The 14662-nt window shown below is 44.0% G+C and carries 3 protein-coding genes and 2 pseudogenes; 1 reads left to right on the plus strand and 4 read right to left on the minus strand.

Translation table 11 applies throughout. The annotated features are described in order from the left end of the window. Window positions 1–76: 76 nt before the first annotated feature. The 3 genes and pseudogenes from QUB16_RS30710 to QUB16_RS30720 all read right to left on the minus strand — a co-directional run. A pseudogene (locus tag QUB16_RS30710) lies at window positions 77–1414 on the minus strand (serine/threonine protein kinase); the annotation flags it as partial. A gap of 138 nt (window positions 1415–1552) precedes the next feature. Next, window positions 1553–7291: an AAA family ATPase gene (locus QUB16_RS30715; RefSeq protein ID WP_333321984.1), complete on the minus strand. Its 5739-nt coding sequence runs from the start codon at window positions 7289–7291 to the stop codon at window positions 1553–1555. 223 nt (window positions 7292–7514) lie between these two features. Further along, complete coding sequence (locus QUB16_RS30720) at window positions 7515–12911, minus strand: AAA family ATPase (protein WP_333321986.1); 5397 nt, start codon at window positions 12909–12911, stop codon at window positions 7515–7517. A 203-nt stretch (window positions 12912–13114) separates the two neighbouring features. On the opposite strand from QUB16_RS30720, the pseudogene QUB16_RS30725 reads away from it, so the two are divergent. Continuing rightward, window positions 13115–13816 (plus strand): annotated as a pseudogene (locus QUB16_RS30725) (IS1 family transposase); the annotation flags it as partial. Between the two features lie 79 nt (window positions 13817–13895). Here the strand turns inward: QUB16_RS30725 and QUB16_RS30730 are convergent. Then, complete coding sequence (locus tag QUB16_RS30730; RefSeq protein WP_333203957.1) at window positions 13896–14288, minus strand: hypothetical protein; 393 nt, start codon at window positions 14286–14288, stop codon at window positions 13896–13898. Window positions 14289–14662: the final 374 nt, after the last annotated feature.

The raw sequence follows: 14662 nt of genomic DNA on the forward strand, positions 1-14662 counted from the left end.
TTTTAGTAGGCATTGACTTTATCGGAAAATTATCATAGTATACCATACAATATGCGTTTTAGATGCTGAACAGCTTAAATACTTGCACAAACTTTTGCATCAGCAAATTAAACCGATTTTGGGCGGCACTCCCCGACAATTCTAGTGCAGGATTTTGAGCGCCAATGATGTGTTCTAATTCAGGAATTACGTCAATCAAAACTTGCCCACTCTCGCCTACGGCGGTGAGAATCATGGTTTTCCATCTGTGTAAGTGAGCGTCACTTTCTGATAATAATTGCCCCATCAATTCCCGAAATGCTTGCACAAATGCACTGAAGGGAATATTTCGCTGGAATTGGTCGTATTTGCCTTTAATAAAATAGCCACGCTGTCTGGCGATCGGCTTGTGGACTTCGTTCACGACTGCGGTTTTACCAATGCCCGATAAGCCAGCTACTAGCATCATTTCGGCGCTACCTGTACTGACTCGTTCAAAGGCTGATAATAGATTAAAAACTTCAGTTTCCCTCCCGTATAACTTTTCGGGAATCAGGAAACGGTCGGTAATATCCCGCGTTCCCAAGGTAAACGTCTCAATATTACCTGTTGCTTGTAATTGAAAAAGACAAGTTTCTAAATCCTGCTTGATTCCCAAGGAACTTTGATAGCGGTTTTCGGCATTCTTCGCCATCAGTTTACTGACTATTTGAGACACAATTAGGGGAATTTCTGGCTCGATTTCGTGCGGAGGAACTGGTTGTCTGGCAATATGGCAGTGAACTATCTCTAAAGCATCTTTTGTCTCAAAAGGCAATTTTCCTGTCAGCAATTCGTAGAATGTGACGCCGAGGGAGTAAAAGTCAGTACGGTAATCGAGAGTGCGATTCATCCTGCCAGTTTGTTCTGGTGAGATATAAGCAAGGGTTCCTTCCAGAATGCCGGGGTTTTTCAGTATCGGTGTTTCTCGGCTTAGCTGAGTGGAAATGCCAAAATCAATAATTTTTAATTGTTTCGTTTGGGGGTTGTAAACAAGATTAGAAGGGTTAATATCTTTGTGGATGATGTTTGCGCTGTGAATTTGCCCTAAAATTTCAGTGGTGGCGATCGCAATTTGCAGAAACTCCTTTAGGCTAAACTTTCGCTGCTGCATCCAAATTGTCAAGGATTCGCCGCCAAAGTCCTCCACAAACATCACGAGGCTATTTTGGTATTTTTGCAAGTCATAAACTTGTATGACTCCCGGCTCTTTTAGCTCTTGGGTGATGCGGTATTCGGTGCGGTAGCGCACCAATTCTTGAGGTGTGGGGTAGTTTTCTTTGAGCAGTTTGAGGATAATTGGCCCTTTATCTGCTTCCCGAATCGCCCGGTAAACCAGAGAGTTGACACTTTCGTAAAGCAGCGTCTCGACAGCAACGCCTGGAAGAGAGAGCATATTGATTTTTTTGCTAAAAATTAACGCTAAGTCAAAAGGCACCAGCTTTGTGTATAGAATAGCACGTTAGAAAGGTAATTTTTTTTTGTAACAAATGTTTAGTTTTTAATGTAGCGATCGAGCTTTGGACTTTTATGATTAATCTAAATTGTGCAGCCGATCTTTGATTTTTGTGCGAGTCCCTAAAGTAGACTGACAGCGTTCCCAGTAAATTTTAGCGACGGCATCGCCCGGATTCTGACGCCAACACTCGGCAAACAGCCACCCCGCTTCAGCAAACTTCCCTTCCAAGTAATTTGCCCTCGCTTCTGCAAACAATTCCAGCGTAGCTAACTTGCCCGCTTTGATTTCTGGGGTGTCAGCATCAAACACCTCATAAACTGTTACTAATTCAGATTTTCCCTTAACTTTTACCGTATCGAGGGTGCGGATTGCGTACTGGGAGGGATTTTGTAAACGCGAGTAAGTTTCCTGGGTGATTAACAGCGACACCCCATAATTTTTCGTCAAACTTTCCACGCGAGAAGCTAAATTCACCGCATCGGAAATTACTGTGCCCTCCATACGATTTTGTCCTCCCACCGTTCCCAGCATCAAAGTTCCAGTATTAATTCCAATCCCAATCTGAATCGGCGCACAGCCAAAATTAGCGCGATTTTGATTATATTCAACGAGGCTCTGCAGCATAGCAATTCCGGCTTTCACCGCATTATTCGCCTCGCCGCTAAACAGCGCCATAATCGCATCGCCAATATATTTATCAATAAACCCGTTATTTTCATTAATAACGGGTTCCATGCGAGAAAGATAGGAATTAATAAATCGGAAATTCTCCTTCGGCGTCATAGTTTCCGAAAGCGTGGTGAAGTCGCGAATGTCGGAGAACAACACCGACATTTCTAACTGCACTTGGTCGCCCAATTCCACATCAATAATGCTTGATTTTTGTAAAAACTGGAGGAACTGATTGGGAACGAAGCGCTCGTAAGCTTGGTTGAGTAGAAACAGTTCAGCGGTAAATCTGATTCGCTCTGTTTCGGCTTTTTTACGCTCCGTGATATCTTGAAAGGCTACAATTGCATAAGCAATGTTGTCCTTTTCATCATAGATGGGAGTACCCCAAGCCTCGATCGGAATAATCTTGTTGCCTTGGTGGATTTCCATATCCTCAGCGGTGGCACTTTCGCCCCTCAACGCTCGCACAATTGGCAATTCAGCAGAGGAATATTCCCGATCTGTACCAGCTTTATACACTTGATAAACCTCGGAGATTTGTTCGCTGGTAACTTGAGGAATAACTCCTTTACCTAATAATTGAATAGCAACGCGATTACTATAATAAGGTTTGCCAGAAGCATCCAGCACTGACACCCCCACTGGAATTGCTTCTAAAAATTGAGCGAGTCTGTTCTCACTTTCGCGAACTTCTGTATAAAGCTTAGAATTTTGGATCGAGATCGCCGCCTGTCCAGATAACACTTTTAAGAGTTCCACTCTTTCAGGGGTAAAAGCTCCCGCTGTCAGATTGTTTTCTAGGTAAACAATACTAATGATTTGAGATTGATTAATCAGCGGCACACATAAAATTGATTTGGGCTGATGCTTTTGGATGTAGGGGTCGTTGGTAAATTGTCTCTCTCGGACAGCATCATCTAGTACCACGCTTTCTTGAGTGCGAGCCACATAATTGACAATTGCGGAGGAAAGTTCCTGACAATTTTCAACTGAGATTGACTGCAACACGGTAACTTTTTCAGAATTTATTGTCCCTTCAGCTTCAATTAACAGTTTTCCCTGAGTTGACAAAATCAGGTATCCTCTTTGCGCCCCTGCATTTTCCATCAAAATTTTCATCAAACTAGACAGTAACTTATGTAGCAATATTTCGCCGGAAATCGCATGAGAAGCTTTCATTACTGTGGTGATATCTAAGTTATTAGCCCAACCAGTGGCCGTCACTGTTGCGGTATTTTTAGTTTTTTTATTTCCTGGTTGAATTGGTATCAATAACTGGGGATATCGCGTTTCTAAATCTTTTACCTTAGCAGTGGCTCCCCATTGGATATAACAATAATACGCCTCAATCATGTAGAGTTGGGCAAATTTTTCTTTATCCCAGTTTAAATAAAATTTTGCTGCGAGTTCATTAGCTAGGGCTTCATCGTTGAGAAATTGATTTTGTTTAGCTCCAGCAATGGCGCGATCGTACATTTCAATCGCCTCAGCTTTATTACCCAAAACCCGTTGCCTTTCTGCTTCAACTAAATACCATTTATGCAGATAATTCATCGGAGCATTTTGCGCCCACTCTTCGAGCGTGGTTTGATCCATTTCCACTAAGCCAAGAAGTTCAGTTTGCTCAATTACTGGCTGTGTGGGGAAAAGTCCCAAGTGCGTCAGAGCTGCATAGAAATGGAAAATGGGAACAAGAACTAATCCCGATACTGCCATTAAATACTGTTTGGCTTGAGCAATGTGAGCTAGGGCAGCCGTGTAATTACCATAGCAGTAAGCAAGCAGCAGTTTGTAGATATAGGCAGTAGCGATCGCCGTGAATTCATTAACCTCATGGTGTTTAGGAATCATCACCGTTTCATCGTAGGCAGAGCCGATTAAGCAATCCGACAGAATCCCGTCTTCCCTCAAGTTCAACACCATCTGCTGCTTCATATCTAAATAAACCTGAGCAGAATATTGCTTTACCTGCGCCATGACAGCACTGTAAGCTGCTATTTCGGGTTCCCAGGTATCCAGTTCTACCCCACTGAAAAAGTTGGTATGAAAGTAAAAGCCTATGTTGTTGCCAGCGTATAGAAAGTCGCCAGTTTCCATGCTAGCCGTATAGCCCTCTTTCAGCGTTGATATCGCTGCTCTCATAGCTTCCTGATGATGCTGAATCATAGCCCCAAACAGAAGTAAAATGACGGGCTTGAATTCCCGCATATTAAAGTGTTCAAGCAATGAGAGTGCTAATTTGCCAAAGGCATAGCCAGTTTTTACTTGTTTCAAAAAACTACACAACACTGTACCGTGAATTCCATACCCCTCGCTTGATGCCGGTGCATTCCCAAAAGAGAACGATAAACTCACCATTGTTGAGCTAAGCAGTGGTAGTAATTCTGGCAGTCCCTGGTAAATGGGTGCAATCAACATTCCTAACAGTTGCATAGTTGCCTGAGTATGAAGATCGGTCATCACAGGCAGGTTAATCAATTCTTCTACCCTTCTTCCCTGGAGTTGGCTGGCAAGGGTTTGTAGCGCTTTGCCAATCAAGGCTTCGTCAGCTTCGGTAGGGAGTTCAACTCCTAATTGTTCTAGTGCCTTTCTGCCAACTGCGATCGCCTCCAACATCTTGCCTTGTGCTGTCTGGGCGGCGATTAAAATTTCGTAAATTTTAACTTTATCTAAAATTGTCTGAGCTTTTTGCAATACCTGTGCAGCCATCTGTTCCATACCCTCAAAATCAGCATTCAAATAGGCAGCTTCGGTAGCAGCAACATAAAGATTCAGCGTCAATTTATACTGACTTTCCCAGCAGTTAGCCCTCAGTAGATCAATCCCTGTTTGCAGATAGATATTTGCGGCTGCGTAGGCGGTAGAATTTCTTGCCTTACCTCCCGCTTCTAAGTTGAGTTTGGCTAAGGCTTCTCGTTCGCTTAATTGATTGATTAACTCAATTCCTTGATTCAAATGCCCCACTATATCAAAGAGTTTTTCTTCTATTTCTATGTCCGAATATTTGGGTAGCAGTAACTGTCCTATTTTGAGATGAGTAGCTTGTTTTTGGTTTTCGGGAATCAATGAGTAAGCCGCTTGCTGGACGCGATCGTGCAAGAACTTATAAGTTGGATTAGCAACAGACCCAGGAGGGGATTGAGTATCTGCTTGAATGAAGTTATAGCCTTCGGAAATCACTAAAATGAGTCCTTCTTGCAAGGCATTCCACAGCGCTGATGCCGTTTGTTCGGGTAGTTCTTCCTTGACTATTGCCAATGTCTCTAAATCAAATTGCGCCCCAATGCAGGCGGCAAGTTTGAGAACCTCCTGAGTAATGGCCGGCAACTTCTGCAATTGCACCGCCATAAACTCCACCACATCCGAGGCGTGGGTAAGTCTAGCTTGAGCAATATCGCACTGCCAATGCCCTACATCCCAGTCAAAGATAATTTGACCATCTTCATACAGCGACTTGAGGAATTGAGTAGAGAAAAAGGGATTACCTTGGGTTTTTTGATAAACCAATTCTGTCAAGGGCCCGGCCAAAGATAAATTACAAATCAGCGTATCTGCTACCAACTGATTGATATCTCTTTGGCTCAACGGTTCCAGCGTAATAGTATTCACCACTGCCCCAGACTTCACAATCTCATCCACCGTCAACATAAACGGATGAGCCGGTGACACCTCATTATCCCGATAAGCACCTAACACTAACAGATGCCCCCTATCCTCCATTAACACTTGTAGCAATTTCAGCGATGCTGAATCTGCCCACTGCAAATCGTCCAGAAACATCACTAAGGGATGTTCTGCTTGGGTAAATACTTGCACAAACTTTTGCATCAGCAAATTAAAGCGATTTTGGGCGGCAGTCCCCGACAGTTCTAGTGCAGGACTTTGAGCGCCAATGATGTGTTCTAATTCAGGAATTACGTCAATCAAAACTTGCCCACTCTCGCCTAATGCGGTGAGAATCTTGGTTTTCCATGTTTGTAAGTGAGCGTCACTTTCTGATAATAATTGCCCCATCAATTCCCGGAATGCTTGCACAAATGCTGAGAAAGGAATATTGCGTTGAAATTGGTCGTATTTGCCTTTGATAAAATAGCCACGCTGTCGGGCTATCGGCTTATGGACTTCGTTCACGACTGCTGTTTTACCAATGCCCGATAAGCCAGCTACCAGCATCATTTCGGCGCTACCGGTACTGACTCGTTCAAAGGCTGATAATAGATTAAAAACTTCAGTTTCCCTGCCGTATAACTTTTCGGGAATCAGGAAACGGTCGGTAATATCCCGCGTTCCCAAGGTAAACGTCTCAATATTACCTGTTGCTTGTAATTGAAAAAGACAAGTTTCTAAATCCTGCTTGATTCCCAAGGAACTTTGATAGCGGTTTTCGGCATTCTTCGCCATCAGTTTACTGACTATTTGAGACACAATTAGGGGAATTTCTGGCTCGATTTCGTGCGGAGGAACTGGTTGTCTGGCAATGTGGCAGTGAACTAACTCTAAAGCATCTTTTGTCTCAAAAGGCAATTTTCCTGTCAGTAATTCGTAGAAGGTGACGCCGAGGGAGTAAAAGTCAGTACGGTAATCGAGAGTGCGATTCATCCTGCCAGTTTGTTCCGGCGAGATGTAAGCGAGGGTGCCTTCCAGAATGCCGGGGTTTTTCAGTATCGGTGTTTCTCTGGTTAGCTGAGTGGAAATGCCAAAGTCAATAATTTTTAATTGTCCCGTTTCCGGGTTGTAAACAATATTTGAGGGGTTAATATCTTTGTGGATGATGTTGGCGCTGTGAATTTGCCCTAATGCTTCCGTGGTGGCGATCGCAATTTGAAAAAATTCCTCCAGAGTAAACTTTCGCTGCTGCATCCAAATTGTCAAGGATTCTCCGCCAAAGTCCTCCACAAACATCACGAGGCTGTTTTGGTATTTTTGCAAGTCATAAACCCGCACGACTCCCGCCTCTTTCAACTCTTGGGTGATGCGGTATTCGGTGCGGTAGCGCACCAATTCTTGAGGTGTGGGGTAGCTTTCTTTGAGAAGTTTGAGGATAATTGGCTCTTTATCTGCTTCCCGAATGGCCCGGTAAACCAGAGAGTTGGCGCTTTCATAGAGAAGTGTCTGGACGGCAACGCCTGGAATCGAGAGCATATTGGTTTTTTTTGCTAAAAATTAAAGCTAACTCAAAACGCACCAACTTTCTGTATAGAATAGCGCGTTAGAAAGGACAAAATGGGGTTTGTTAACAAATGTTGAGTTTTTTGGGTAACAGCCTGCAAATACTTTGTGGTAGCCCCGATCGCGATCGCCTAGTTTGTAGAGTGTCTCAACAGTCGATCACACTTTTGCTGTGATTTTCAGGAATAGCAACCACTTAATGTAAATTGTGTAGCCTGTCTTTGATTTTTGTGCGAGTCAACAATGCAGACTCACAGCGTTCCCAGTACATTTTAGCAACGCGATCGCCCTGATTCTGACGCCAACACTCTTCAAAAAGCCGCGCCGCTTCAAATAACTTCCCTCCTGAGTAAAGTGTCCTAGCTTCTGCAAACAATTCCAGCGTAACTAACTTGGCCTGTTTAATTTCTGGTGGATCTGCATCAAACACCTCATAAATCGTCACAGCTTCGGATTTTCCCTTGACTTTGACCGTATCGAGAGTGCGGATTGCATACTGGGTTGGATTTTTTAGGCGCGCATAAGTTGGCTGGGTAATTAATAACGACACCCCATAATTTTTCGTCAAACTTTCTACGCGAGAAGCTAAATTCACCCCATCGCTGATTACCGTCCCGTCCATGCGATTTGGTCCTCCCACAGTTCCCAGCATCAAAGAACCCGTATTAATCCCAATCCCAATCTGAATAGGTGAATAGCCCGAATTAGCGCGAATTTGATTGTATTCAACGAGACGGTGCAGCATAGCAATTCCCGCTTTCACCGCATTATCCGCCTCACCGCTAAATAGCGCCATAATCGCATCGCCAATATATTTGTCGATAAACCCCTTATTTTCATTAATAACGGGTTCCATGCGAGAAAGATAAGAATTGATAAATTTGAAATTCTCCTCCGGCGTCATAGTTTCCGAAAGCGTCGTGAAGTCGCGAATGTCGGAAAACAACACCGACATTTCTAACTGCACTTGGTCGCCCAATTCCACATCAATAATGCTTGATTTTCCTAAAAACTGGAGGAATTGATGGGGGATGAAGCGCTCGTAAGCTTTGTTGAGTTGAGCCAGCCTGCTTTCATTTTCGCGTACTTCTGTATAAAGCTTAGAATTTTGAATTGAGATCGCCGCTTGTCCAGATAAAACTTTTAATATTTCCACTCTTTCAGGGGTAAAAGCTCCCGCTGTCAGATTATTTTCTAAGTAAACAATACTAATGATTTGAGATTGGTTAATGAGCGGCACACATAAAATTGATTTGGGCTGATGCTTTCGGATGTGGGCGTCGTTGGTAAATTGTCCCGATCTGGCAGCATCATCTAGTACCACGCTTTCTTGAGTGCGACTCACATAATTGACAATCGCGGTAGAAAGTTCTTGACAAGTTTCAACGGGGATTGACTGCAACACGGTGACGAGTTCGTCATCGATTGTCCCTTCAGCTTCAATGAACAGTTGTCCTTGGCTTAACAAAATTAGATAGCCTCGTTGCGCCCCTGCATTTTCCATCAAAATTTTCATCAAGCTAGACAGTAGCTTATCTAGCATAATTTCTCCAGAAATCGCCTGAGAAGCCTTCATGACTGCGGCGATATCTAGGTGATTCCCCGAACCAGTCGTTGTCATTGCTACGGTAGTTTTAGTGTTGTTCCTTCCCGGTTGAGTTACCGCGAATAAGTGGGGATATCGCGTTTCCAAATCCGTTACCTTAGCAGTGGCTCCCCATTCAACATAACAATAATACGCCTCAAATAGGTAGGCTTGAGCAACTTTTGTTTTGCCCCATTCCTCATAGAATTTGGCTGCTAGTTCGTTGGCTAGGGCTTCGTCATTAACATATTTGTTTTCTTTGGCTCCAGAAATAGCGCGATCGTACATTTCAATCCCCTCGGCTTTATGGCCCAACACCCGTTGCCGTTCTGCTTCCACTAAATACCATTTATGCAGATAATTCATCGGAGCATTTTGCGCCCACTGTTGCAGCGTGCTTTGATGGGTTTCCACTAAGGCAATAATTTCAGTTTGCTGGGTTTCTGGCTGTGCCCGAAAAAGTGCCAGGTGCGTCAGGGCGGCATAAAAATGAAAAATTGGAACAAAAGCCGATCCAGATACTCCCATCAAATACTGTTTGACTTGGGAAATATGGTCTAGGGCAGCCGTGTAATTGCCATAGCAGTAAGCAAGCAGCAGTTTGAAGATGCAGGCACAGGCGATCGCCGTGAATTCATTATCCTGATAGTGCTTGGGAATCATCACCGTTTCATCGTAGGCAGAGCCTATTAACAAATCCGGTCGAATACTGGTTTCCCTCAAGTTTTGCACCGTCTGCTGAATCATATCCAAATAAATCCGCGCAGAATATTGTTTCAACTGCGCCATTACCGCCCTATAACTTGCTATTTCTGGTTCCCAAGTGTCTAGTTCTACACCAGCGAATAAATGCGTATAAAAGCAAATATATATGTTGTAGCCAGCGTCTACGAAGTCGCCCGTTTCCATGCCTAACCTATAGCCATCTTTCAGCGTCGGTATCGTTGCCAAAAGAGATTCTTGGCGATGCTGAATCCAACCACCAAACAAAAGTAGAACTGTGGACTTGAATTCGGGTACATTCAACCTATCCAGCAATGAAAGTGCCAATTGCCCAAAGCTATAGCCCGTTTCCACCTCTTGTAAAAAGGCACACAACACCATCCCGTGCATCGCATAACCCACCGTCGATGCGGGCGCATTTCCAAAGGAGAGCGATAAACTCACCATCGTCGAGCTCAGCAGGGGCAGCAAACCGGGCATTCCCTGGAAAATGGGTGGAAACAACATACCAGACAGTTGCATAGCTGCCTGAGTCTGTGGATTTGTCATCACAGGTAGGTCAACCAATTCCTCAATCTTTCTGCCACCGAGGAGGCCCGCAAGGGCTTGTAGCGCTTTGCCAATCGAGGCTTCGTCAGGTTCGGCAGGGAGTTCAATCCCCAATTGTAAGAGTGCCTCTCTTGCTACTGCGATCGTTTCTAAAACCTTGCTCTGGGCTGTCTGAGCGGCTATTTGAATTTCGTAAATTTTAACTCGATCTAAAATCGTCTGAGCTTCTTGCAAAACCAGTGCGGCCATCTGTTCCATACCATCAAAATCCCCATTCAAATAGGCAATTTCAGCAGCAGCAACATATAGATTTAGTGTCAATTCATATTGAGTTTGCCAGCAGTTGACTGTCAGTAGCTCAATTCCCTTTTGTAGATAGATATTGGCCGCAGCGTATGCGGTAGAATTTCTAGCCTTACGTCCAGCTTCTAAGTTTAGTTGGGCTAAGGCTGAGCGTTCACTTAATTGATTGATTAACTCAATTCCTGGATTTAAATGCCCCACAATATCAAAGAGTTTTTCTTCTGTTTCTATCTCAGAAGAACTTTGTAGCAGTAACTGTCCTATTTTGAGATGAGTGGCTTGTTTTTGGTCGTCAGGAATCAATGAATAAGCCGCTTGCTGGACGCGATCGTGCAGGAACTTATAAGTGGGATTAGCAACAGACTGATTGGGGGATTGAGCATCGGCTTTAATGAAGTTATAGCCTTCGGAAATCACTAAAATGAGTCCTTCTTGCAAGGCTTTCCACAGCGCTAATTCCGTTTGTTCTGGTAATTCTTCGCTGACTATTGCCACTGTCTCTAAATCAAACTGCGCCCCAATGCAAGCCGCCAACTTGAGAACATCCTGAGTTTCTTTCGGCAACTTCTGCAATTGCGCCGCCATAAACTCCACCACATCCGAGGCGTCGGCAAATTTAACTTGATTAATATCGCACTGCCACCCCCCTTGTACCCCCCTCTGTCCCCCCTTGGTAAGGGGGGATGAAAGGGGGGTGGGGGATTGAGGGGGGTTAAAAATAATTTGACCATCTTCATACAAGGCTTTGAGGAATTGAGTCGAGAAAAAGGGATTTCCTTGAGTTTTTTGATAAACTAATTCTGTCAAAGGTTGAGCAAAAGATAAATCGCAAATCAGCGTATCTGCTACCAACTGATTTAGATATGCTAAACTCAACGGTTGCAGGGTAATCGTATTCACCACTGCCCCAGACTTCACAATCTCATCCACAGTCAACATAAACGGATGAGCCGGTGATACCTCATTATCCCGATAAGCACCCAATACTAACAGATGCCCTGTATCCTGCATTAACACTTGTAGCAATTTCAGCGATGCTGAATCTGCCCACTGCAAATCGTCCAGAAACATCACTAAGGGATGTTCTGCTTGGGTAAATACTTGCACAAATTTCTGCATCAGCAGATTGAAGCGATTTTGGGCGGCACTCCCCGACAATTCTAGTGCAGGACTTTGAGGGCCAATGATGTGTTCTAATTCAGGAATTACGTCAATCAAGACTTGACCACTCTCGCCTACTGCGGTGAGAATCATGGTTTTCCATCTGTGTAACTGAGCGTCACTTTCTGATAATAATTGTCCCATCAATTCCCGAAATGCTTGCACAAATGCACTAAAGGGAATATTGCGTTGAAATTGGTCGTATTTGCCTTTGATAAAATAGCCACCCTGTCGGGCGATCGGCTTATGGACTTCATTCACTACTGCGGTTTTACCAATCCCAGAAAAGCCAGCTACTAGCATCAGTTCGGCACTAGCATTACGAACTCTTTCAAAGGCAGCTAATAGATTATCAACTTCAGTTTCTCTGCCGTATAACTTTTCGGGAATCAGGAAATGGTCTGTAAGATCCAGCGTGCCCAAGTCAAATTCTTCTATGCTATCGGTTTCTTGTAATTGAACCAGACAGATTTCTAAATCCTGCTTGAGACCCAATGCAGTTTGATAGCGATTTTCCGCATTTTTTGCCATCAATTTGCTGACAATTTGCGAGACAATTAGGGGAATTTCTGGCTTGATTTGGTGCGCGGGAACTGGTTGTCTGGCAATGTGGCAGTGAACTAGCTCTAAAGCGTCTTCTGTCTCAAAAGGCAGTTTTCCTGTCAGCAATTCGTAGAAGGTGACGCCGAGGGAGTAAAAGTCAGTGCGGTAATCGATAGAGCGATTCATCCTACCAGTTTGTTCTGGCGAGATGTAAGCGAGGGTTCCTTCTAAAATGTTGGGGTTTTTCAGGGTTGGCATTTCTCGCGTTAGCTGAGTGGAAATGCCAAAGTCGATAATTTTGAGCTGTCCAGTCGCTGGATTGAATACTATATTAGAAGGGTTAATATCCTTGTGGATAATATTGGCGCTGTGAATTTGCCCTAAAGTTTCAGTGGCAGCGATCGCAATTTGCAGAAATTCCTTGAGGCTAAACTTTCGCTGCTGCATCCATATTTTCAAGGATTCCCCGCCAAAGTCCTCCACAAAAATCACGAGGCTGTTTTGGTATTTTTGCAAGTCATAAACTTGCACGACTCCCGCCTCTTTCAGCTCTCGCGTGATGCGGTATTCGGTGCGGTAGCGTAGCAATTCTTGAGGTGTGGGGTAGCTTTCTTTGAGCAGTTTGAGGATGAGCGGTTGGTAATCCGCTTCCCGAATCGCCCGGTACACCAGAGAGTTGGCACTTTCGTAAAGCAGCTTCTGGACGGCAATGCCTGGAATGGAGAGCATATTTATTTTTCTTGTAAAAATTAAAGCTAACTCAAAACGCACCGGGTTCGTTGTGTCGAGAATAGCGCTTTAGAAAGGAACAAATTATGTTTTTATAACACAATCTTAATTTTTCGGCAGCGAAGTGGCTTTCAGGTGGTCTGGCAGAGTAAGGGTAAGGAGTTATCATGCGACGTACCTAAGCCTTGTTAATTCTCAACTCCATGAATTGTCACCGTTTCTGTTATCCAAACATCGTTAAAAATTTTCCCACCCCCAGCGCTAAGCAAAACTTTAAATGTATATATTGTCACAGGCAGTTTGTTTAAAACCCCAGACATCCAAGAATTTCAGAAGAAACAAAAAAATTGAGAGATCAGCTTTTATTAGAAAAAATATCTTGAGTGGCGATTGTCAAATTCACGAGGGTGTCCCCCCGCTGGTTCCAATACTATGTGTTTTTCAACAATTAGCATCAGCCCCCCGGAAAGTTCAAGTAAAGTCAAAAAATCAAGGCAAGCTAACGATCCAACGTGATGAAATGTAGTCGTTTGTAGGCAATAAGGCTAACACGCAGTGGAAAGAGCTGGCAATTGATGCCTTAACCAAAGAAATTCTAGGGGTGTATATAGGAAGTCGAGTTGAAATGTGTGCTAAAGGTTTTTGCGATTCCCTCCCAGCAGTTGACAGACAATGTGCCGTGTATTATACAGATTTTTTGGGAGGTTCAAAAAAAAAATTTCCCCAGCGACACAAATCTCTGGGGAAAGATACTGGCAAAACTTTTGATATCGAAAGATTCAATAACACCTTTCAGCAAAGGATATCTCGTTTGATAAGAAAGACTTTGTTCTCATCTATCTCTAAATATCTCCAATCATGTGGGTGCCTTCTGGTATTTTATCCATGATTACAACGCTTATTTACCCCTAAAAATGTTGAGGATTTTTCGTTGCTATGCAGGAGTACCAGACTTTGTTCTCATGACTTTGGAGAGTCATTTATCTACTTCCCCTTACCCTTCCCGGCTACAAACTCCCGCAGCCGGAGTAAACTAGCCGTTTGCCCCAAATTCAGCGGCAGCAGCGACACTCCCTCCAACCGAGACTGCACCCAACCATCGCCCCAATACCACTCGTGAAATCCGTCAATTCCCTGACTCAATAACAGCCGCAGACAATTGTGCTCAACAATATCAACGTGATGCTGAACTGCCACGGGGCCCAGCCAACTTGTAAAGGTCAAACCTTGAGCAAATTCTTCCGGCAAACCGCTAGACAACTGCTGCGGCCACAGCCACTGCTGCAATTGACTCGGACGCAACAAGCTGTCTCTAATCGCTGTTTCGGAAGCTTCAAGCTCAATCCGCAGGTTGCTTTGTTGAAAATTACCTAGCATAAGAATTTTAGATATAACTGCAAGTAACTTTAATGTAACTTATTGGACTGGTTCTAAGTAAAATGTTGCACCATTCGGGTAAAGTAGGGGCGGGTTCACCAACCATCTCTAACTCTCACCAACAATTAAAATAAACCCGCCCCACCCCACTAAAAACCCCCAATTGACATTGGTGCAACATCTCAGTTCTCACCGAGTATCCCGATCGAACATCATATCAAGTCCGGTTGATTAACCGCGATCGGCGAGGTCGGGGCGGGTTTACGAGATTATTAGTTTTAGGCACTGATGGTTGGCGAACCCGCCCCTTGTATCTTAAAGGAGTCAGTAGATCGCCACGTCATGGATTCGATCGAGCCGACTTTCAGGCGATC

Source organism: Microcoleus sp. D3_18a_C4 (assembly GCF_036702415.1).
Taxonomy (GTDB): Bacteria; Cyanobacteriota; Cyanobacteriia; order Cyanobacteriales; family Microcoleaceae; genus Microcoleus.

Excerpts from the sequence above, each read along its gene's own strand:
- QUB16_RS30715 (WP_333321984.1), bottom strand. The coding sequence starts at position 7,291 with ATGCTCTCGATTCCAGGCGTTGCCGTCCAGACACTTCTCTATGAAAGC.
- QUB16_RS30720 (WP_333321986.1), bottom strand. The coding sequence starts at position 12,911 with ATGCTCTCCATTCCAGGCATTGCCGTCCAGAAGCTGCTTTACGAAAGT.
- QUB16_RS30730 (WP_333203957.1), bottom strand. The coding sequence starts at position 14,288 with ATGCTAGGTAATTTTCAACAAAGCAACCTGCGGATTGAGCTTGAAGCT.